The 20,190-nt window shown below is 59.3% G+C and carries 20 protein-coding genes; 13 read left to right on the forward strand and 7 right to left on the reverse strand.

Features of this window, described 5'->3' with window-relative positions; genetic code table 11:
• Positions 1-3 precede the first annotated feature (3 nt).
• The 3 genes from GH983_RS11345 to GH983_RS11355 all read right to left on the reverse strand — a co-directional run bounded on the left by GH983_RS11345 (position 4) and on the right by GH983_RS11355 (position 1,441).
• Positions 4-456 carry a cytochrome c gene (locus tag GH983_RS11345; RefSeq protein WP_069041046.1) on the reverse strand — a complete coding sequence of 151 codons (453 nt, stop codon included), beginning with the start codon at positions 454-456 and terminating at the stop codon, positions 4-6.
• Positions 457-611: 155 nt separating this feature from the next.
• Positions 612-887, reverse strand: a complete 276-nt coding sequence (locus GH983_RS11350; RefSeq protein WP_069041045.1) for a cytochrome C oxidase subunit IV family protein — start codon at positions 885-887, stop codon at positions 612-614.
• Between the two features lie 8 nt (positions 888-895).
• Entirely contained in the window at positions 896-1,441 is a 546-nt protein-coding gene (locus GH983_RS11355) for a cytochrome c oxidase subunit 3 (protein WP_069041044.1), read from the reverse strand.
• A 124-nt stretch (positions 1,442-1,565) separates the two neighbouring features.
• Between GH983_RS11355 and GH983_RS24110 the strand changes: the two genes are divergently transcribed.
• The 8 genes from GH983_RS24110 (at position 1,566) to GH983_RS11390 (ending at position 8,003) form a co-directional block, all read left to right on the forward strand.
• The gene (locus GH983_RS24110) at positions 1,566-1,721 is read left to right on the forward strand and encodes a hypothetical protein (protein WP_171901537.1); all 156 of its coding nucleotides are present in this window, start codon (positions 1,566-1,568) and stop codon (positions 1,719-1,721) included.
• 10 nt (positions 1,722-1,731) lie between these two features.
• Positions 1,732-2,208, forward strand: coding sequence for a hemerythrin domain-containing protein (locus tag GH983_RS11360; protein ID WP_069041043.1), 477 nt, complete (start codon positions 1,732-1,734; stop codon positions 2,206-2,208).
• Positions 2,205-2,888, forward strand: coding sequence for an NnrU family protein (locus tag GH983_RS11365; RefSeq protein ID WP_069041042.1), 684 nt, complete (start codon positions 2,205-2,207; stop codon positions 2,886-2,888). The genes GH983_RS11360 and GH983_RS11365 overlap by 4 nt, the downstream gene beginning before the upstream one ends.
• A gap of 103 nt (positions 2,889-2,991) precedes the next feature.
• Positions 2,992-4,029 carry an ABC transporter substrate-binding protein gene (locus tag GH983_RS11370; protein WP_069041041.1) on the forward strand — a complete coding sequence of 346 codons (1,038 nt, stop codon included), beginning with the start codon at positions 2,992-2,994 and terminating at the stop codon, positions 4,027-4,029.
• A gap of 12 nt (positions 4,030-4,041) precedes the next feature.
• Positions 4,042-4,848 (forward strand): ABC transporter permease, encoded by an 807-nt coding sequence (locus GH983_RS11375; RefSeq protein WP_069041040.1) that lies wholly within the window; start codon positions 4,042-4,044, stop codon positions 4,846-4,848.
• Positions 4,845-5,594, forward strand: a complete 750-nt coding sequence (locus GH983_RS11380; RefSeq protein WP_069041039.1) for an ABC transporter ATP-binding protein — start codon at positions 4,845-4,847, stop codon at positions 5,592-5,594. Before GH983_RS11375 ends, GH983_RS11380 begins: the two co-directional genes overlap by 4 nt.
• Positions 5,591-6,811, forward strand: a complete 1,221-nt coding sequence (locus GH983_RS11385) for an NnrS family protein (protein ID WP_150127361.1) — start codon at positions 5,591-5,593, stop codon at positions 6,809-6,811. Before GH983_RS11380 ends, GH983_RS11385 begins: the two co-directional genes overlap by 4 nt.
• 1 nt (position 6,812) lies before the next feature.
• Positions 6,813-8,003, forward strand: coding sequence for an NnrS family protein (locus GH983_RS11390; RefSeq protein ID WP_054149247.1), 1,191 nt, complete (start codon positions 6,813-6,815; stop codon positions 8,001-8,003).
• 19 nt (positions 8,004-8,022) lie between these two features.
• On the opposite strand, the gene GH983_RS11395 is transcribed toward GH983_RS11390, so the two are convergent.
• Positions 8,023-8,592, reverse strand: a complete 570-nt coding sequence (locus GH983_RS11395) for a UbiX family flavin prenyltransferase (protein ID WP_150127360.1) — start codon at positions 8,590-8,592, stop codon at positions 8,023-8,025.
• Positions 8,589-10,112 carry a UbiD family decarboxylase gene (locus tag GH983_RS11400; protein WP_069043763.1) on the reverse strand — a complete coding sequence of 508 codons (1,524 nt, stop codon included), beginning with the start codon at positions 10,110-10,112 and terminating at the stop codon, positions 8,589-8,591. Before GH983_RS11400 ends, GH983_RS11395 begins: the two co-directional genes overlap by 4 nt.
• 108 nt (positions 10,113-10,220) lie before the next feature.
• Here GH983_RS11400 and GH983_RS11405 point away from each other — a divergent pair, with 108 nt between their 5' ends.
• The 5 genes from GH983_RS11405 to GH983_RS11425 all read left to right on the forward strand — a co-directional run bounded on the left by GH983_RS11405 (position 10,221) and on the right by GH983_RS11425 (position 16,087).
• Positions 10,221-10,724 carry an SCP2 domain-containing protein gene (locus GH983_RS11405; RefSeq protein WP_069041037.1) on the forward strand — a complete coding sequence of 168 codons (504 nt, stop codon included), beginning with the start codon at positions 10,221-10,223 and terminating at the stop codon, positions 10,722-10,724.
• Positions 10,724-11,701 carry a peptidase U32 family protein gene (locus GH983_RS11410; RefSeq protein WP_069041036.1) on the forward strand — a complete coding sequence of 326 codons (978 nt, stop codon included), beginning with the start codon at positions 10,724-10,726 and terminating at the stop codon, positions 11,699-11,701. Before GH983_RS11405 ends, GH983_RS11410 begins: the two co-directional genes overlap by 1 nt.
• Complete coding sequence (locus GH983_RS11415) at positions 11,698-12,621, forward strand: U32 family peptidase (protein WP_069041035.1); 924 nt, start codon at positions 11,698-11,700, stop codon at positions 12,619-12,621. The genes GH983_RS11410 and GH983_RS11415 overlap by 4 nt, the downstream gene beginning before the upstream one ends.
• 108 nt (positions 12,622-12,729) lie before the next feature.
• Entirely contained in the window at positions 12,730-13,401 is a 672-nt protein-coding gene (ric, locus tag GH983_RS11420) for an iron-sulfur cluster repair di-iron protein (RefSeq protein WP_171901536.1), read from the forward strand.
• Positions 13,402-13,894: 493 nt separating this feature from the next.
• On the forward strand, positions 13,895-16,087 hold the full coding sequence (locus tag GH983_RS11425) for a methyl-accepting chemotaxis protein (protein ID WP_069041033.1): 2,193 nt from the start codon (positions 13,895-13,897) through the stop codon (positions 16,085-16,087).
• 108 nt (positions 16,088-16,195) lie between these two features.
• Here the strand turns inward: GH983_RS11425 and GH983_RS11430 are convergent, their stop codons facing one another.
• The gene (locus GH983_RS11430) at positions 16,196-17,296 is read right to left on the reverse strand and encodes an HPP family protein (protein WP_083229523.1); all 1,101 of its coding nucleotides are present in this window, start codon (positions 17,294-17,296) and stop codon (positions 16,196-16,198) included.
• Positions 17,297-17,798: 502 nt separating this feature from the next.
• Entirely contained in the window at positions 17,799-19,937 is a 2,139-nt protein-coding gene (locus tag GH983_RS11435; RefSeq protein WP_246727396.1) for a bifunctional diguanylate cyclase/phosphodiesterase, read from the reverse strand.
• Positions 19,938-20,190 lie beyond the last annotated feature (253 nt).

Raw genomic sequence — 20,190 nt, forward strand, 5'->3', positions numbered from 1 at the left:
GGCTCAGCCCGCCTCGTTCGGCGGCCAGTTCTGCGTCTTGATCTTGCTGGTCCATTCGAGGAAGTCGGCGAGATCGTTGATCTCTTCGTCGGTCAGGTTGAATTGCGGCATCTGGCGACGACCTTCGACACCAGAGGGCTGTGCAGCCATCCAAGAACGAAGCGTCTCACGTGCACCGTCGCGATCGTCCTGGCCACCCCAGCGCGTCCAGACGTTGCCAAGTTCGGGCGCAAAATAGGCGCCTTCACCCAGGATCGAGTGGCAGTTGATACAGGAGTGCTTTTCCCAGATATGCTTGCCGCGCGCGACGCTGTCAGTCAGTGTCGTTTCGTCGGTCGATACCGTGCGGATGTAGTAATGGCTGTGGGCGGTGAGCCCCACGAAGATCGCAAAAAAGAAAATGGAGCCGCCATAGAAGACGTTGCGCGCTCCGGTCTTGGTCAGGCGCTCTGCCATGCCCTTGTCCTTCCGTCTGCCGGGCTAAGAAGGCCCGACCTGGTTTCCCCGCCTCGAAGGCTCCAGCGATCCCCTCGCCGGCTCTGCGGGATGTCCTTTTCATAGAGAGTGAGCGGAGTTGTTCTTTGCGCTTTGGCAAGCAACGGTGCGAATGTTCATCCCAACAGAAGGACCACCAGCGACCGAGACAGTGCGGCGATCAGAATGATGCTTAACCAGCAGATCAGTGCGATCCGCATGGGATGATGTCCGCCCCTGAGTTCGAGGAAGTCGAGAACCACAAGCCGTCCCTTGGCAAAGGCAATCCCAAGAACGGCGGCAATCGGTACGATCGTTGGACCAGCGAGCGCCGTAACAATTGCGCCGCCAATCGCGAAGGTCATCAGCATGGCGAGCACACCCACCAATTCCTCGTGTTGTCTGCGGGTCATGGGACGCCTCACGCGAGATAGAGAATGGGAAAGATGACCAGCCAGACGAGGTCGATCACGTGCCAGAGTGTGGCGATCAGAACGAGGTTCTCACGTGCCGGGCGCCAGGCGACGAGAAGAAGCGCAATGGCGCCGAAGAAGACATGCAGGAGATGAAAGCCGGTAATGATGAAATAGAGCTCGAAGAAGGTGTCGAGCGTTGCATCGTGGGCGTAGCGAACCTCACCCCAGTATTCGAAGAGCTTGACCGCCACGAAGCAGAAGCCGAGCAGGGCTGCAATCGTCAACGGCCGTTTCACCGCCTCGAGATCAAGCCGATTTCGCATCGCCACAGCGACAAAGTACCCGCTCACCAGCAGAACAAGCGTGTTCGCGCCGGCGATCCCCGGCCTTAAATGCAGACGCGCCAGTTTGAAGGCTTCTGCATCGAAGGTCGAGACGACGAGGAAGCCAAGGATCAGGATGCCGAAAGCGATCAACTCGCTCCACACCAGGATCCAGAGCAGCAGGTGGTCGTCCTTTGCCTCTTGCTGGAGGCTCGTTTGCATGGCCATCGTCAGTTCTCCCGTTGATCGGGATCGTTTCTAGAGAAAAATCCGAAGCGCTCTTTGTGGGAGCGCAAAGAAGACTGACGAAAGACAAGGCAGAGTGCTTCCACAACAGAAGGGAATGACTGAAATGACGGATGCACAAATCGGCCTTGTCGTTGCGACACCTGTCATCGTGGGCTTTGCCCTGATGCTGAAACGCATGGGGGTGCTCCAGGGCGGGGGCACTCTAGCCGCCGTTCTGACTTCGCTTGCGATCGGCGTCATCCTGTTCATCGGCCAATAAGGGAAAAACCATGGAAACGACTGGATCCAGCCTGACGGCCTCCGAGGTCAGGGCGCTTGAGAACAAGCACCGCGATCTTCTCATTCTCTGCTTGAAGCTGGAGGAATTGGCCGCGGACTTTGACACGGGTGAGATTCCACGTGGTATCCAGAAGGTTGCCAAGCACATCGAACCGTTGGTCGCAGCCGCCCACACTCTGGAAGAGCAAAAGTTCTACCCCGACCTCGAGCTGCATGCCGGCTCCTGCTTCGGCTCTCTTCTTCTCGATCAGGTCAAGTCCGAACATCGCGTCGACCGTCGCGCGGCCCGTGAGCTATCTCTCACTTTGGCCGCTGTCGCTCGCAAACGATGCAGACTGAGCCTGGAAACGGTGGCCCATATGGTTCGCGGTTTTCAGGAAGCTGTCCGGCGCCATATCACTACGGAGCAGATGCTGCTGCAACAGCTTCTAAACGTGGAACCCGAAACGCAGGTGTTCCCAACATGAACCAGATCGTTCTTGCGCTTGTAGCCTTCTTGTTGTTGCATTCGGTGCCTGCCTTACCAACCATCCGGGGAAGGCTAACCGCAGCGCTTGGATTACGGCTCTACCTTCTAGTCTATTCGACAACATCCGTAGCACTCCTGATATGGGTCCTGCATGCCGCCTGGAACACCGAGTATGTAGAGATCTGGCGGCCGGATTCCCGGAGCATCCTCGCCAATCTCGTGTTGTCGCCACTCGGGCTCTTTCTGGTCACGGCAGGCCTAATCAGTCCCAATCCCGCATCTATCAGCTTCATGACAGGCACTACACCTGGCGCGATTACAACTCTCACCCGCCATCCGGTCTTGTGGGGATTTTTCCTCTGGTCTCTCGGCCACCTCGCAGCAAACGGTGATACCAGATCGCTCCTTGTCTTCGGTGGCCTCGGTCTGTTTTCTGCTGTCGGTATCCTTGTCGCGGAAAAGCGCGCGAGACGCAGGATGGGAGAAGACTGGTTACCAGTCGAGAGATCAACATCCATATTTCCGTTGATCGCCCTGCTCTCTGGACGCGCCAAGCTGCGTCTGGATGGACATCTGGTAGCCGGGTTCGCCGTGACGCTGCTTGTCACACTCTGGCTGCTCGCGGGAGGCCATGCCGCCCTGTTTGGCGCAGACCCGATTCTCGCGCTCGACATCTGAGAACGATTCCAGCCGGCAATTCCACACACTACTTGCTCTACGTCAAACATCCGCGCGCGGACGGCTATAACATGAGTAAATAAATCAATTTTCGGAGAGCGGGATGCCCAACACCCTGAAACAGGTCAGCGAGACGAATATCATTGAGGCCGACGCGGCAGGCTATGCAACAACCCGTCGCACTTTATGCGCTGGCATCGCAGCGACCCTTGCCCTTCCCTTCCTCAACACACGGGCACGCGCTTCCTCCCTCGACCAACTCGTCCTCTTCGGCCCTCCTGCCGGACCATCGATCACGCTGGCCTATGCGGTTGGCAAAGGCCTGCTGCGCAACGTCGCAGATAAGGTGGAGTTTAGGGTCTGGCGCACGCCCGATGAAATGCGGGCGGGCCTGTCGTCCGGATCCATGAGAGCCGTAGTCATGCCGACAACGGCGGCGGCAAATCTCCATACGCGCGGCCTTGGCCTGAAACTGGCCAGCGTAATGACCAATGGCCTTCTCTATATGGTGTCGCGCAACGATAAGATCGCGGCTTTCGCAGATCTCGAAGGTCAAAGCGTAACCGTGCCATTTCCCAATGACACGCCGGAACTTGTCTTCGATGCGGCGCTTGCCCATCATCGGATGACCGGCAAGGTCAAGGTAGAGCGGGCCGGCACGCCGATCGAAGCTGTGCAGATGCTGCTCGCAGGGCGTATCGACACGGCGCTCCTACCCGAACCGGCAGTCTCTGCCGCCATCTTCAAGGCCAGTACCGGTGGTCAGGCGCTTCACCGCGTCATCGACATGCAGAAGGAATGGGGTAAGGTCACCGCAAGTACGCCGGTCCTGCCCCAGGCAGGTCTCGCCCTGACGCAAAACTTCCTGGACGATCATCCGGAACAGGCGACCGCGCTTCTTGCGGGACTTGCACGGGCAGCAGTCGAGGTGAACGCCAATCCGGCAGCGGCTGCGAGCCAGGCCGCATCGGCACTTGAACTCCCATGGCCTGTTCTGGAGGCGTCGATCCCCTATTCGAACCTCGTCGCCATTGCCGCTCGGGACGCTCGCGGACCGATCGAGACCCTGCTCAAAGCCGTGGCACAGAGGCATCTCGATATGGTGGGCGGTCGCATGCCGGACGCGTCACTTTATCTGTAGGGCGGGATCATCATGAGCCTAGCTTATCGTGCGGGAAGGGTGGCGCGCTTCCTCTGGTCCGGCTGGGCGGGTTTCAGCGGCCTTGCCGTCTTTGCAGCCGTTTGGCAGCTCGGAGCCGAAGCCTATGGCAGCTTCGTGTTGCCAGCACCGGCCGAGACGATCCAGACCCTGTTCAAGCTAGCAGCAGACCCCGACAATCAGATGTTGGTGCTGTCGACGAGCTTGAGGGCGCTCGGCGGCTTTTCACTCGCCGCCGTGTTTGGAACGATGGCAGGCGTGGTGGCCGGATACCATCCGGCGATCATGAGGCTTGCGCGTCCGCAAGTAACCTTGCTGATCGGCGTCCCGCCAATCGCCTGGATCGTCCTTCTGATGATCTGGTTCGGCATGGGGGCCGGAACGGTCATTGCCACTGCGGCTATCGCCGCCTTGCCGCTTGTCTTTGTTGGTGCAGCCGAGGCCATCCAGACACGAGACCGGGGATTGGAAGACATGGCCCGTATGGCCGGCCTGTCGTGGCTGGCCCGCCTGTTTCAGATATCCCTACGGCAAACGCTTCATGCGTTATTTCCTGCTTTGGTCATGGCACTGGGCACGGCTTTCAAGGCAGCAGTCATGGCCGAGTTGCTGGCCAATGCCGGCGGGATAGGAGGCGCGCTCGCCAATGCCCGTTCCGCACTCGATGTGGAAGCAGCTCTTGCGTGGATCCTCCTGTCGGTCATTGCGCTGATCAGCGTCGAATATGGAATTGTTCAGCCTCTGCGCGCCGAAGCCGAGGCATGGCGGGAAGCCGCCCAACCCTGGGGCGTACGCCGATGACCCTCCTCCAGCTCAAAGCCGTGGGGCACGTTTTTCTCGGCCGCCCCGTTCTCGAACAGGTCAGTCTGCAGGTCAGCCAGGGGGAAATGGTCGCGCTGGTCGGACCATCCGGTTGCGGCAAGAGCACGCTTGCCCAGATCGCCGCCGGGCTGATTATCCCCCGCCACGGCCAGGTCGAGCGAGGCTATGCGCGCTGCGCTTTCGTCTTTCAGGAACCGCGCCTCCTCCCATGGGCAACGGTCGAAGCCAACGTGGCACTCGGCCTATCTGGCCTCCCAGTGGCGCGGTCCGAGCGAAGGGTAAGAACTGCAGCGGCCTGTGATCGCGTATCGCTGGAAGAGAGCGACTGGCAAAAGTTTCCATCGCAGTTGTCGGGTGGCATGCGCCAGCGCACGGCGCTTGCCCGTGCGCTCGTCGCCGACCCCGATTTCCTCTATTTCGACGAGCCCTTCACCGCACTCGATGCCGCCTTGCGACGACGGATGCAGGATCTCGTTGTCGCCACGGTCTCGAACAGCGGCAAGGGCGGGCTCTTCATCACCCATGACATCCATGAAGCGCTGCGGATCTGCCACCGGATCGCGGTTCTCGATCGCTACGGCCATGGAATTCTCGACTGCGTCGCTGTTCCCGAGACACCGGGGCATCGCAGTGAGGAGATGATTTTCGAGACGGCGCGAAGGCTCATCTCCGATCATCCGCTGTTTGCCGTCGTGGAAGAACATGACGAGCGGAGGCTGGCATGAGTGTGCTTCCAGCCATACGCATGCTTCCCTCGGCCGATCTTGCCAGGGCAATGTCCGCCGAAGGTCTGAGGTTGATGTTTCCACTTGCCGCCTTGCATGCGGCACTCTGGCCGTTTCTCTGGGTGGTCGTTTGGTCTCTCGACCTGCCATTTGCTTCCTCGTCTCTTCCCGCCCACTGGCACGCGCAGGAAATGCTGGTCGGCTCCTTTGGAGCCGCGCTTTTAGGCTTCCTCACCTCTGCACTGCCGGAATGGACGGACACGCGGCGGATTAGCGGCCGTCCACTTTTCCTGTTTGCGGGCCTCTGGGCTGGCGCACGAGTGCTCGGCTTGCTTGCCGTCGAGAGCGGCTGGCTGATCGGTCTGATGTTCGATCAGGCCTGGATGCTGTTCCTGCTCGCCTATGCGCTGCGCCTGTCCTGGAGCAAGAAGAGCACAGATCTCCTGGGCTTCGTCTTGTTCGTCACCGCCTTTGCTGCGGCTGCGGCCATGCTGCGGATCGCAATGGCCTTTGAACTCTACGATCTGTCGGAAAGCGCGATCAGAATTCTCGGGTTCGCGCTTCTCGGCCTGCTCGGTCTCGCCCTTGCCCGCATCACCGTCCCAGTGACCAATCTGATCCTTGATCCGACGGAAAAGACCTCGCCCTACAGACCGCATCCGGGCCGGATCCATCTCTCAGCGGGGTTGACCATGCTGGTGATCGTGGCAGAGGCGGCCACGCTCTCGGACGCCGTGCGCGGCTATTTGATGTTGGCTGCCGGTGCAGCCTTTCTTGATCGGGTCGCCGAGGGGTTTGTGGGGCGCGAAGGCTTTTCCTTCGAACTTGGCGGTCTTTGGCTGTCGAGTGCGCTGGCTGGCACCGGCCTTCTTGTCTGCGGACTTTCCCTGATTGGCCTGGACCTGCCGTGGCTGGGCGGACTGCATCTGGCATTAATGGGGGGCTTGGGTCTCGGCGTCCTGCAGGTTCTCTCGATTGCAGGCCTGCTGCATACCGGTCAACCGCTGCTTTTTTCGAAGACAACCCGGATGGCGATCCTGCTTCTGGTCCTGTCGGTTCTTTTGCGGATCCTCTCGGAGTTCGCGCCGTCGCTCACCCTGCCCTTCAGCGCTTACGGTTTCTCCTCTGCGCTGTTTTCGCTTTCCTTCCTCCTCTGGGCCAAGGCCTATATTCCTCTGCTCTGGTCGCCGGCAACGGTGGATCAGGAAAGGTGCTGACATGACCACAATTCCCGGCCCCTCCATCCCGCAGCGTCTTCTGTCTGGCGGGTTCCGTCTGTTCTTCCCGGGCAGCGCGCTTTTGGCCGCCGTCTCAATCGCTATCTGGGTCCCGTGGTTCCTCGGCTTCATGCATGTTCCGACCCTCTTGCCCCCGGTTGCCTGGCACCAGCACGAGCTTCTCTTCGGCTTTGTCCCGGCCGTGATAGCAGGGTTTCTTCTCACCGCCGTGCCGAACTGGACCGGCAGGCCCGGTTTGAAGGGCATGCCGCTTCTGGCACTGTTTCTTCTCTGGATCGCCGGGCGGCTTGCCATCAGTCTCTCTGAATGGACGGGCATGCTCGGCGCGACACTCGTTGCGCTGGCCTTCCTGCCAGTGCTCGCCATCTTTGTTCTGAAAGAACTTGTTGCTGCCTCGAACCGACGCAACTACAAGATCGTCGCCGTTCTCGCGCTCCTGAGCGCCGCTCAGATGTTTTTCCATCATGAGCTCGATCGCTACGGTCGCGTCGAAATGGCCGACCGTCTGGCTCTGTCTGCGATCCTCATCCTCATCTCTCTGGTTGCGGGGCGCATTATTCCGGCATTTACCGGCAACTGGCTGAAGGCGAACAATCCAGGGCGGTTGCCGCAGAATTTCGCCCGTTTCGATCTCGCCGTCATGATCCTTGGGAGCCTTTCACTGGCGATGTGGATCGCTGTCGGCGGCGGTCTTGAAAGCCTCCAGTTTCCCACGGGGCTGCTGATGCTTGTCGCCAGCCTTGCTCATCTCGTGCGACAGGCAAGATGGTGCCCCGAGCGCACGCTTGGGGAGCCCCTCGTGACGATCCTGCATGTCGGCTATCTCTTCATTCCCGTAGGCTTTTTGCTGACCGGCCTGTCGATGCTGTTGGACCACTCCGGCTTCGCCTCGGCAGGCATCCATGCCTGGACGACAGGTGGGGTCGGGGTCGTGACGTTGGCGGTGATGACCCGCGCCACGAGAGGCCATACGGGCCAGGCTTTGACGTCCCCGCACTCGACAACCTGGCTCATCTATGCACCAATCATCCTCTCGGCACTGCTGAGGATTTCGGTCGCAATTTGGCCGCAGCACACCATGCTGCTATTGCCGATCGCAGGGATCGCCTGGATCGTGGCATTCTTGGGTTACGTGGTCTTTTACATGCCGTTGATAGCGCGAAAGGGATAGGAGGGAGCCATGAGCGCCCTCACCCTCTCCACTCCGGTATCAAGGGTGCGTCCGTCAACCCGAGCAGATCCACGGCACGAGCCGCAATATGAGCGACGAGATCCTCTACGCTCGCTGGATTGCGGTAGAATGAGGGGACCGGCGGCATCACCACGGCCCCCATCTCGGTCACCGCCGCCATGTTGCGCAGGTGCCCGAGGTGAAGCGGCGTTTCGCGGGTAAGCAGAACCAGCCTGCGACGCTCCTTGAGCTGCACATCGGCGGCGCGAGTGAGAAGATTGTCTGTGATCCCGGTCGAGATCGCTGCAAGAGACCGCATCGAACAAGGGGCGACGATCATACCGGCCGTGCGGAACGATCCGCTGGCAATCGATGCACCGATATCGCTTTCCGAATGGAAATGAGCGGCGAGCCCGATTAGCCGCCCCAGCGCCTCGTTGCCCGCCTCATGTGCGATTGTCCGGCGCGCTGCTGACGTGACGACGAGATGCAGTTCAACATCATCCATGGCCGCCAGGAGCCGGCCGACCTGAAGACCGATCGCCGCCCCCGAAGCACCGGACATGCCGAGAATGACACGCTTCATCATGGCTCACCTTCCCTTGTCTTGAGGGATCCAAGTCCAAGTTCGCGCCAGATCGCATCGACGCGCGCCGAGACCTCCGGCGTCATTTGCAGCACGCGGCCCCATTCCCGATCGGTTTCTGCGCCAAGCTTGTTGGTGGCATCGAGACCGAGCTTTCCACCGAGCCCAGGCTTGGGAGAGGCAAAATCGAGGTAGTCGATGGGTGTGTTATCCACCACCACGAGATCGCGGGAGGCGTCGAACCGCGTGGACAGCGCCCAGATGACATCGCTCCAGTTTCTGACGTCAACATCGGCATCGACCACGATGATGAGCTTGGTGTAGCTGAACTGCGGCAGCATCGACCAAAGCCCGAGCATGATCCGGCGGGCTTGCCCCGGATAGCGCTTGTCGAGCGAGACGACGATCGCCCGGTAGGAACAGGCTTCTGGAGGCAGATAGAGATCGACAATCTCTGGAAACTGGCGCTTCACGAGGGGAAGGAAGAGAGCATTCATTGCCTCTCCGAGCACAGAAGGTTCATCCGGGGGGCGGCCGGTGAAGGTCGAGAGGTAAACCGGATTCTGCCGCATCGTCATCGCACTCATGTTCATGACGGGAAACGGCTCGACAGAATTGTAGTAGCCAGTGTGGTCGCCATAAGGCCCCTCGAGCGCAGTCTCCGCGATCGATACGGTCCCCTCCAGCACGATTTCTGCAGTGGCTGGAATATCAAGCGGCTGGGTGAGCGCTCGCACCACATGGGCGCGCTTGCCTCTGAGCACACCGGCGAATGACAGCTCGCTCATGGTCTCTGGCAGCGGCATAACGGCTGCGAGGATTGTCTGAGGATCAGCGCCGATCACGACCGCAATGGGCATATGCCGCCCCACGGCCTGCCACTGCCGGAAGTGTTTTGCAGCACCACGATGGGCAAGCCAGCGCGTGATCAGTCGCCTGCGATCCAGCGCTTGCAGCCGGTAGACGCCGACATTGACATCCCTAGGGTCGGAGGGCGATGCGGTGACGACAAGCCCCCAGGTGATCAGCGGTGCCGGTTCGCCGGGCCAGCACCACTGGATCGGCAGTCGGTTGAGATCAACGCCCTCGCCTTCGAACACGATATCCTGGCATTCGGCGTGAGACACCCTGCGGCATCCCAGCGCCATGGCGGAGCGAAGCACAGGCAGCTTCTTCAGGGCATCCCGGAGCGACGCAGGCGGCCTCGGTTCGCGCAATTCGGCCAGAAGGTCCGCGAGATCGCCAATCTTGCCGCCAGGGATGCCATAGCCAAGTTCGATCCGCTCGCGCGTGCCGAACAGATTGGCAAGCAGCGGTATCTCTGACACTGCACCGTCCGACCGGACCGGGCGCTCAAAGAGCAAGGCCGGGCCTCCCTCTGCCAGGACGCGCCTGTGGATTTCGGTTACCTCATGAACAAGGCTCACCGGCTGCGCGACGCGGAGAAGCCGTCCCTGCCTTTCCAGTTCGGTCATGAAAGCTTGAAGACCGTCGTAGCGACGAGGCGGTGCGTTCTGTGTCATGCGGACCGCTATGACCTTTGAATTCGGTTGCGTCTTTGCGCTGGAGCAATCTGGATTGTCGGCCGTTCCCATAGGTTTGCGCCGGTTCAAACCACTCAAATTGGCGCAATGCAGATAACATCCATTCTGGCTCTCCCGCTGAAAGCCGTGCCGCTCATGCCGCTCGTATCAATTGAGCTCGTGGCAAGTCGCCTCTTCAAGCTCCTGCTCCTAGCTCATGGCGATATGTTCGAGCGCCTTGGCACATACAAAAGCTGCCGCTTTTCGTTTGCCCCGACTGATCTGCCCTTAGTCTTCCTGATCGAGCCTCACCTCCTCCGTCTCAAGGTGGTGCGCCAGAGCGAGGCATTCACAGCGGATGCGGGTGTCGAGGCCCCGCTGGTGATGCTGCTGGCGCTCCTTGAGGGGCGTTGCGATGCTGATGCGCTGTTCTTTTCCCGCGACCTAAAGGTGATCGGGGACATGGAAGCGATGCTTGCGATGAGAAACGCCCTCGATGACTGCGATATCGATCTTCCGCGTGATCTCGCACGGATCGGAGGACCTGCCGCGCCCATCGTTCACAGGCTAGCCGAGGAAATCCGACGCCAGTCGCTGAGGGGGATCCAGTGATGGAACTGATCTGTCCGGCGGGAACGCCAGCAGCCTTTCGTGAAGCCGTCGATGCAGGCGCTGACGCGGTCTATTGCGGCTTCCGCGACGAGACCAATGCCCGCAATTTCCCCGGCCTCAATTTTAGCCGAGAAGAGTTGCGAGGCGCGATTGTCTATGCCCGCAAGAAAGGCTGCATGACATTCGTCGCCCTCAACACCTTCATGCGGGCTGGCGACGAAGAGATCTGGTATCGTGCGGCCGCCGACGCGATAAGGTTCGGTGCCGATGCGCTAATCCTGGCGGATTTCGGTCTCATGGCCCATGTCAGGGAACACTATCCAGAGCAGCGCTTGCATGTTTCGGTCCAGGCGTCTGCTTCCAATCCCGAAGCGATCAATTTTCTCGTCGAAGCCTTCAACGCAAAACGGGTCGTCTTGCCGAGAACGCTGACGATCAGCGACATTGCCCGCATTGGTCGCAAGGTCAAATGCGAGATCGAGGTCTTCGTCTTCGGCGGGCTTTGCGTCATGGCCGAGGGACGCTGCTCGCTCTCCTCATACGCCACCGGCAAATCGCCCAATATGAACGGCGTCTGCTCTCCGGCGAGCCATGTGCAGTACCGACAAGACGGCTCCGACATGGTGTCGGAGCTCGGCACTTATACGATCAACCGGTTCAGCCATGGGGAGGCCGCCGGCTACCCCACACTGTGCAAGGGACGCTTCGACATCGGCGATGCCCGTGGCTACGCCTTCGAAGACCCAGTGTCCCTCGATGTCATGGGTGAAATCGAAGCCTTGAAGGATGCCGGCGTCTCTGCCTTGAAAATCGAAGGACGCCAGCGCGGCAAAGCCTATGTGGCCGAAGTCGTATCCACGCTGCGCCAGGTACTCGCAACCGCCCCCTCGGGGCGTGGCCCGTTGTTGACCCGGCTGAGGGCGCTGAGCGAAGGGCAGAAGACCACGGTCGGAGCCTATGAGAAGCGCTGGAGATGAGCATGACTGAACTGACACTGGGCCCTGTATACTATCTCTGGGACGGCCCGAAATGGCGGGATTTCTATTATCAGATCGCAGACGAAGCGCCCGTGGATCACATTATCCTCGGCGAGACTGTCTGCTCCAAACGGCAGCATTTCATCGAGCCATACTTGGCAGACGTGGTGGAGCGCCTGGAACGGGCGGGAAAGTCGGTGGCCTTTTCCTCGCTGGCGCTAATCACCTTGGAGCGAGAAAGTCGGATCGTGAAAGAGCTGATCGAGACGTCGGACTACCCCATCGAGGTAAACGACCTCTCCGCCATCGGCCTGATCAAGGGCCGCCGACACCTCGTCGGCCCCTTGGTCAATGTCTATAATGGCCCAACCGTGCGCTTGCTGGCACAACGCGGGGCAGACCGTATCTGTCTTCCGCCGGAACTTCCCTTTAGCTCGATCGCCAGGATCGCCGCCGACGCGCCGGATGTGGCTCTCGAAGTGATGGTATTCGGTCGCATGCCGCTTGCCATATCGGCTCGCTGCGCCCATGCCCGTTCCAAGGGCAGGATCAAGGACAATTGCCAGTTCGTCTGTGGCGAAGAGCCGGACGGCCTGTCAATCAAGACACTCGATCGCCAGTCATTCCTGGTGCTTAATGGCGTGCAGACAATGTCGCACACGTGCCAACTCCTGCTCAGCGAACTGAAGGAGTTGCAAGAGGCCGGGGTCACTGGCTTCCGTCTCTCACCACAGGACTGCGACATGGCGCGCATCGCCGTCATCTTCCAGGAAACGCTGTCGGGCAGCATGGAACCCCAAGAGGCCGCCGAGTTGATCGGGCATACTTATCCCACAGCCAAGTTCTCGAACGGCTTTCATCACGCGCAAGAGGGAGCGGCCTGGGTATCGCGGGCAAAAAACAATGCCCACGCGCCCTGATGCGCGAGGGAGTACGAGCACATCTTGTTTGCGAAAGCGCAACGACCGGATCGGCATTCCTCACCATAGTCGGCACCACAGCGGTAACGCATTAAAGCGCAAAGCAAGGTGAACTCGATGAAACTTGACGCAAGCCAGACGGTCGGAAAGATCGCGACCTCCCTCCCCGGTGCAGCCGCACTTTTCCGCGGTCACGGCATCAGCTTCTGCTGCGGTGGCTCTGATAGCCTCGAGGTTGCGGCCGAAGCCGCAGGACTCTCGCCGGAAACCTTGGTGGGCGAATTGCAGGGCCTTGTCGATGCCGCCTCGACAGAAGCACCGGATGAAACTGTCGATCTGATCAAGCACCTCAAGACACGCTACCACGACACCCACCGTGCGGAACTCAACTCTTTGATCCCTCTCGCAGCCAAGGTCGAGCGGGTGCATGGCGATCACCACGATGCACCGATCGGCCTGGCAAATCTGCTCGAGCGCATCCAGAGCGACCTTCACAGCCACATGCATAGCGAGGAGCTTATGCTCTTCCCACTCATGGAACGCGGCGACCATAAAGCTCTGACAAGACCCATTGAACAGATGCGCCACGAACATGACGTCGAGGCAGAGCATCTGACGGAACTCGAGCACGTGACGGGCGGATTTCATCTACCGGACGGTGCCTGCAATTCATGGCGCGCGCTTTACACAGGCGTAAAGAAGTTTGCCGACGATCTCGTCCAGCACATGCACCTGGAAAATGAAGTCCTCTTTCCACGCTTTACCGGCGGGACCCTCTAAAACAAATCTATTGAAGATGAGGAATCATGTTGAAGAGCCAGAAGCCGGACCGAGGCATAGACCGCGACAGGTTTGTTCCTCCGGTCGTCTTTAGATCGCGGCGTGAGCGAGTCTGTGACACCGTCTGCGACATGCATGAATGCGTGATCCGTGGCTGCGCCGGACCCGAGACGGTCGCCTATCTCATGGACCGGCTGCTGTCACTTGATCCTCGATACACAGGCGACAGACGATGATCGGCCCCTCCATGCCATCCGCTCAATTGCGCCTGGAGTTTGCGCGTAAATGTGCAGTTCGCGCTTCAAATCCCCACCAAACCTGCATTGGGTTGACGCACGCTGAGGTTTATTTTTTCGACGCTTGGCATTCGTCAAACCGAGCCAGAATGCGTTAGGCAGGTTTTTACCTCATCACATCAATTCTAGCTAAAATTCACATCGTATCATGATGTTACGATATTCGGCATGATGCCCCAGCTCAGGACAACCTGCAGATGCGCATCACCGACTTTTCAATCAGCAAACGCCTCTGGCTTGCGATCATGATCCCCCTGGTTGCAGCACTCACCCTTGCCTCGATGGAGTTTCTAAGCTCTTGGGGTTCCTACCAGCAGATGCAGACCGTGGTCAAAGTGAGCGAGAACATCGCGGCGATGGGCGAGCTGATCCACGTCCTTCAGGGAGAGCGGGGGCAGAGCGCTGGATACATCGGATCAAAGGGAAGTGCGGACAAACAACCGCTTGTGACAGCGCGTCAATCGACGGATGTGGCTCTGGCAAAATTGCCGGATCTCGCTGATGCCTTGGCGGAATTCGAAAACACAGAGCTCAACCGTCGCTGGAGCTTCGCTCAGGACACATTGAAAAGCCTCGCCGACACAAGACGATCTATAGACAATCTGTCCTTCACCGGAAAACAGTCCTTCGACTTCTATAGCGGCCTAATCGGTGAGCTCTCGGGCCTCGCCTCGGAACTGTCCCTCCAGGGTGTCGGGTCGAGGATCGCGGCCGAAATGATCGCCTATAACCTGCTCATGCAGGCAAAGGAGATCGCAGGCCAGGAACGCGCTACCGGCAACGCCTTCATCACGTCCGGGGATATCGACCCCGAGCGCATTGCTCCCTTTGCCCGCATGGCTGGCGCGCAGAATGTGTTGATCGATAACTTCCTCGCCCTGCAACAGAAGGAACGGCAATCCGCCTACGCTTCGCACCTATCCATTCCAGCGTCGCAGGAGATCGAAACTACAAGGTCGACCTTGATTGGGATGGGTCCAACAGCGGCCAGTGATTTGAGTGCTGATCGCTGGTTTGCAGCCGCCAGTCAGCGCATTGACGCAATGAAGGCTCTGGAAACGGCAAGCCTTGAACGCCTCGGCAGCGAGGCTCGCGCCATCGCCGCAGGCGCATTCACTCGCCTCGGAACGGTTCTGCTCCTTTGTGTCGCTGGAGCAGTTCTGGTCATCGCTTCGTCGATGCTCCTGGCACGCACCATCAGCCATCCACTGAAGGCGCTCGTACTGTCAATGCGCAGATTGGCGGAGGGGCACCTTGAGACAACGGGGCAGTCTGCCGACCGGAAGGACGAAGTCGGAGACATGGTCAAAGCGGTGGAAGTCTTCCGGCTCTCTGCGATCCGCAATCGCGAACTGGAGCTTGAGGCAGAGCGTGCGCGCGAACAGGCCGAACGCGACCGAGTTGACATGCAAATCGCAGCAGAGGCAGAGGCCGAAGCGCGTATGAACAAGGCGACGGGCACGCTTGCCCAGGCCTTGAGGAAACTTGCTGCTGGCGACCTTCTTTGCGAGGTGACCCAGGCTTTCGCGCCGCAGTTCGAAGACCTTCGCCATGACTTCAATCGCTCGGTGGTGCAGTTGCGGCAAGCGCTGGTTGGTGTTGGCCAATCGGTCACGACCGTCACCGGCGGAGCATCCGAAGTTTCTTCAGCATCGGATGACCTGTCGAAGCGCACCGAGCAGCAGGCCGCCTCGCTTGAAGAGACGGCCGCTGCACTGGAACAGATCACAGCAAATGTGACAGCCACGTCCAGACGCTCAGATTTGGCCCGCAGCGTGACGAAGCGCGCACGCGAAAGGGCAAATCGATCAGGTGAAGTGGTACGAAACGCCGTGGCGGCGATGGACAAGATAGAACAGGCATCGAGCCAGATCAGCCAAATTATCGATGTGATCGACCAGATTGCCTTCCAGACAAACCTGCTCGCTCTCAACGCGGGCGTCGAGGCAGCCCGCGCCGGCGAGGCCGGCAAGGGGTTTGCCGTGGTTGCGCAGGAAGTCCGGGAGCTGGCACAACGTTCGGCACAGGCAGCGCGGGAAATCTCGGGGCTGATCGGTAATTCTGAACTGGCTGTTCGCCAGGGGGTCGAGCTGGTCTCCGAGACCGGTACCGGACTGGCCGAGATTGACGAGCTGGTGCAGGAAGCAGCAAGCCATGTGGATGCCATCGCCATTGCAGCCCAGGAACAGGCGGTCGGCCTTTCGCAGGTCAATGTGGCGGTGAACCATCTGGATCAATCGACACAACAGAACGCGGCCATGGTGGAAGAGATGAACGCTGCTGGCGCAGCCTTGGCCAGCGAAAGCGCCACTCTTCAGAGCCTGCTTCTTGGCTTCCGTTTGACCTCACCTTCCGACGGCAACATCGTGCCAGGAAGGATGAGGGCCTGAGTCGATGGAGAATACACTATCCTCATACGGGACGGACGACACGGCGGTGCGCAGCCGACATACATGGCGTTCGTAGTTCCGCGCGCGGGCCCTATCTTGCAGACGCCATCAAATTTCTGCTCGAGCGATCCCGCGGGCCATCGCGGCGATGAGGTCGGTTCTGGTGACGATACCGATGAGTTTGCCGTATTCCAGAATGGGCACGGCATCAACATCTGTGTCACCCATCAACGGCAACAAGGCTCCGAGCGGCGTGGTCGCAATAGCGCGAGGGACCGTGACACTCATGATGTCGATTGCGAGGACTGGCTTATCCCTTTCGGGATCGATCAGCCTTCGCAGGGCGGGGATGAGACCTCGATCGAGACGAAGTGCGTCTTCTCTTGCGCGGCTGATGAGATGCATCTGGAAGATAATGCCTAGAAACCGCTGCTTCCCGTCAACGACGGGTAGCGATGTGAAACGATGACGCCGGAAGAGATCCGCGACCGTGCCCAAATCTGTGTTTGCCTTCACAGTGATCAGGTTCGAGGACATGATGGCGCCCGCCGTTGGAGTACCGGTCTGGTGCGCTGCTGCCTGGAGCTCTGCTGCGCCGATAAGGCGTGCCAAATCTTCAACGCCGAGGTTGAATGACTGCCGATAGCGTTGAAGGATGTCGCTTAGCTCAGCCTCAGAGAGCCCCAGCCGTTCGACGGCGATCCTGTCAGCTGTGCCATGCCTGTTTTGCTGGTCGAATTGACGAAATGGATAGCGACGCCCTGCGAGCCTGGCATAGGCGATCGCAATCAGGACGAGGCTTGCAGTGCCCGTCGCAATTGGCGCAAGCGCAAACCAGAAACCAAGGCGCTCCACAGCTTCCGGGCTCATGGCAGCTGTCATGGCGACTGCTCCTGCCGGCGGATGAACTGCCCGCAGCATGATTGTCACAAGGATCGCCAGCGAGACAGCAAGGGCGATCCGTAACGTCGGCTCGTGAATGAATAGCGAGATTGCCACGCCAACAAGAGCCGCGACCGTATTGCCGACAACAGCAGACCATGGCTGAGCAAGCGGACTGTTGGGAACGGCAAACAGGAGAACGGCAGTCGCGCCCAGCGGTGCGACAAGGTAGAGGCCACTTTCGAGATCAACGCCGGGGGACAGCAAGAAATAGCCGGACAGCCAAAGCCCGATAAAAGCTCCAATGCCAGCGCGCAGAGCCTCCATTGGAGCCGTGCCAGTCACTGCCGGCCCAAATGAACGTAAGAACTGCAATTGAATATTCCCGATCGATTGAAAGCACAAACTTTCAGCAAATGATCAGAATTTCAACCGGCCACCAGCGCTCCGAGCCACCGTAATTCGAAGATGGGGCCATATGCCGTCCATGGGACAGGTTTAAGGGCCAATTCCGCTCCTTAGAAGCTGTGTGACCTCGCGCTATTGACGTGATGAGCTCAGTCTTGAATCCTTGGGGCGGATGCCCTGCTTTCAGTGATGCTCATCCGTAGTGCTCTTGAACGGATACGAACCGCCGACCCGCCATCACGTCGGATGCATGCAGGCAGGAAAACGAGGCAGATCAAGCATCTGGTTTAGTTGAGATGTCCGGAAAGGGGCCGTGGGCGGTCTGTCCGGTTCTGTCGCGTCGGCGCCGGTAGCGGACTAACACTTGCTCAGTATCACGGTCGGAGACCAGGAAAAGCGGTCCAGCACCTTCCTGTCGGCGTCACAGAACCGTGCGTTCCATTCGACTATCCGGGCCAGACATCAAATGAATCGTGCTCACTCGGCTCAGCGGCTTTGAGAGTTCGAAGCCCTGCAGGTGATCGCATCCCAGCGAGGTGAGCGCTAAACGTTGGTCGGCGGTCTCGATCCCTTCCGCCGTGGTCTTCAGCCCCTTATGGCGTGCCATCTGCACGATGGCTTCGATCAGCGGCATGCCCCCACCTTGATGGATTTGGTCAACGAAGATCTTGTCGATCTTGATCCGATCCACATCTAGCTTGAGAAGCTGCCCAAACGACGAATTACCCTTCCCAAAGTCATCAACGGCAAACCTTACGCCCGCTTTTCTCAGGTCCCGGATCGCTGCCGCTGTTTTGCCGTTGGTGTCTGTCGCAACGCTTTCGGTAATCTCTATCTCGAGCCGGGTCGGCTGAAGTCCATACTTTGCCAGCATCGTCAGGACCCGCAACGCGTAGCCGGAGGACATGAGTTCTACCGCAGAGGCGTTGACTGACATGCCCAAGTCGCCATCGGGGACCTCAGATAGCAGGCTGCACGCTTCCTCAAGGACGTACAGACCCAGTTTCTGGATCAGCCCGCATTGCTCGGCGATCGGAACGAACACGTCGGGCGAGATTTCACCGAACGTGGGATGCGTCCAGCGGCAGAGTGCTTCCATTGACGATACCCGCCCATTTTGTGCCGAGTACACCGGCTGGAAGTGAACCGCGAGTTGGGTGCCTGTCTCGAGTGCGGCGGCCAGGTCGCTCTCCAAGGCGCGTCTACGACGCAAGACCTCTTCCATGTGGTTGCCGAATACCGCAAAAGTATTCCTACCCGCCGCCTTGGCATGGTAAAGTGCAATATCGGCACGCCTCATGATTTCGCTCGCCTCAAGCCCGGGTGCCGAGAACGAAAGTCCAATGCTTGCGCCGATCGTTATCAGTCTGCCGTCGATTTGGAATGGCAGGCGGAGCAGGGCTATAATCTCTTCGGCGAGCCGTTCGACATCCGCAAGATCTCCGGCCTCTTGAATAAGCGTGAACTCATCCCCGCCGATCCGGGATACAAGCGCCGAGGATCCGAGTTCGAGCAACCGGTTTGCCACCTCTTTGATGAGGATGTCTCCGACGGGATGTCCGAAGGTATCATTGACCTCCTTGAAGTGATCCAAATCCACGAACATGACGGAGACGTTGTTTTCAACCGTCGCTTTTTCAAGACGCTCCGAAAGGGCAGCGTGAAACGTCGTTCGGTTAGCAAGTCCCGTCAGAGGGTCATGCATGGCCAATTGCCTGAGGTCCTGTTGGCTTTCAGCCAAGCTTTGCGAGCGCCGCCAGATCGCATGGCCCAGGAAGCTCATCAGAAGAAGGGCCGAGCCCCCTACAAGCAGGATCACTGGATAAACAGACTTGATGACGCTCGCTCCAGGAGTGAAAGGCTGCCATTGGAAATAGCCTATCAGCTCACCGGATTTGGCTCGCAGAGGGACACGGGAAACATCGGCAGCGAGAGTTGAGGAACGAGCGAACGCGAGGTCTTGGAATTGATAATTCCGCCCCAATTCGGACAGCAGCACGCCGTCTAGATAGCGCACGGCGATATGGAGGTTCTCTGTTCCCGGTGCCTGCTCGATCTCTCCGGTGTCGGAGACGATCGGCTTCACACTTACGATTGCGGCACGGCCGTTGAGGTCGAGAAGATCGCTCTCGCCGATCGACAATATGGTCGTGCCGGTCGCAGTTTCGCCCGCGGCAAGCCGCTGCCGGAGCCTTTCCACCAAGGGTTTCGCCAGCTCAGCAATCTCTGCGCCTGACGCTGATGTGGAAGGTTCAGCAATGAATTCGTAGACGAGGCCATCGCTCGCATTGAGAACCAGCGCCGCATCATGCCGGAAATAGCTATGCATCCACTCACCGAGGTTGGACGCCATCCACTCGCTGTTTCGCTGGCGGACCTCCACGACGGCGTCATCCCAGACAGTTGCGCTCTCTTGGTTGTGGGCCACCTCTTCTTCCAGATTCCCCACCACAAGGTTCAAAAGACCCTGCTGACGCTGAATTGCGGCTTGATCTGACTTTGCTGCAGACAGGAGCAGCGCACCAAACAGCAAGCCGATCGTCAGCGCCGTTACCGCCATGGGGAGCCCCAGTACGAGAAATGGCTTCTGTCTAAAAACTTGTTTCATACGGAACTCACAGACAAACAGCCATCTCTTCTATTTGCATCTGCCTAATTTCTCGGGAACTGCATACATTAGATTTCGCACTGTGGTCATTTGCTAACGTCAAACGCCACCTTCAAAGGCCGGCAGCCGATGCGGCTCTCCGAGCTGCGGATGGGAAGCTCAACTCTGCGGGACAAATCGAGCCTGGTGTCCAGACATCAGTCAA

It is taken from the genome of Agrobacterium sp. MA01, assembly GCF_009650195.1.
GTDB lineage: Bacteria > Pseudomonadota > Alphaproteobacteria > Rhizobiales > Rhizobiaceae > Allorhizobium.

Excerpts from the sequence above, each read along its gene's own strand:
- GH983_RS24110 (WP_171901537.1), top strand. The coding sequence starts at position 1,566 with ATGACGGATGCACAAATCGGCCTTGTCGTTGCGACACCTGTCATCGTG.
- GH983_RS11375 (WP_069041040.1), top strand. The coding sequence starts at position 4,042 with ATGAGCCTAGCTTATCGTGCGGGAAGGGTGGCGCGCTTCCTCTGGTCC.
- GH983_RS11395 (WP_150127360.1), bottom strand. The coding sequence starts at position 8,592 with ATGATGAAGCGTGTCATTCTCGGCATGTCCGGTGCTTCGGGGGCGGCG.
- GH983_RS11410 (WP_069041036.1), top strand. The coding sequence starts at position 10,724 with ATGGAACTGATCTGTCCGGCGGGAACGCCAGCAGCCTTTCGTGAAGCC.
- GH983_RS11390 (WP_054149247.1), top strand. The coding sequence starts at position 6,813 with ATGACCACAATTCCCGGCCCCTCCATCCCGCAGCGTCTTCTGTCTGGC.
- GH983_RS11425 (WP_069041033.1), top strand. The coding sequence starts at position 13,895 with ATGCGCATCACCGACTTTTCAATCAGCAAACGCCTCTGGCTTGCGATC.
- GH983_RS11400 (WP_069043763.1), bottom strand. The coding sequence starts at position 10,112 with ATGACACAGAACGCACCGCCTCGTCGCTACGACGGTCTTCAAGCTTTC.
- GH983_RS11405 (WP_069041037.1), top strand. The coding sequence starts at position 10,221 with ATGCAGATAACATCCATTCTGGCTCTCCCGCTGAAAGCCGTGCCGCTC.
- GH983_RS11430 (WP_083229523.1), bottom strand. The coding sequence starts at position 17,296 with ATGGAGGCTCTGCGCGCTGGCATTGGAGCTTTTATCGGGCTTTGGCTG.
- GH983_RS11365 (WP_069041042.1), top strand. The coding sequence starts at position 2,205 with ATGAACCAGATCGTTCTTGCGCTTGTAGCCTTCTTGTTGTTGCATTCG.
- GH983_RS11350 (WP_069041045.1), bottom strand. The coding sequence starts at position 887 with ATGACCCGCAGACAACACGAGGAATTGGTGGGTGTGCTCGCCATGCTG.
- GH983_RS11380 (WP_069041039.1), top strand. The coding sequence starts at position 4,845 with ATGACCCTCCTCCAGCTCAAAGCCGTGGGGCACGTTTTTCTCGGCCGC.
- GH983_RS11345 (WP_069041046.1), bottom strand. The coding sequence starts at position 456 with ATGGCAGAGCGCCTGACCAAGACCGGAGCGCGCAACGTCTTCTATGGC.
- GH983_RS11360 (WP_069041043.1), top strand. The coding sequence starts at position 1,732 with ATGGAAACGACTGGATCCAGCCTGACGGCCTCCGAGGTCAGGGCGCTT.
- GH983_RS11370 (WP_069041041.1), top strand. The coding sequence starts at position 2,992 with ATGCCCAACACCCTGAAACAGGTCAGCGAGACGAATATCATTGAGGCC.
- GH983_RS11355 (WP_069041044.1), bottom strand. The coding sequence starts at position 1,441 with ATGGCCATGCAAACGAGCCTCCAGCAAGAGGCAAAGGACGACCACCTG.
- GH983_RS11415 (WP_069041035.1), top strand. The coding sequence starts at position 11,698 with ATGAGCATGACTGAACTGACACTGGGCCCTGTATACTATCTCTGGGAC.
- GH983_RS11385 (WP_150127361.1), top strand. The coding sequence starts at position 5,591 with ATGAGTGTGCTTCCAGCCATACGCATGCTTCCCTCGGCCGATCTTGCC.
- GH983_RS11435 (WP_246727396.1), bottom strand. The coding sequence starts at position 19,937 with ATGGCGGTAACGGCGCTGACGATCGGCTTGCTGTTTGGTGCGCTGCTC.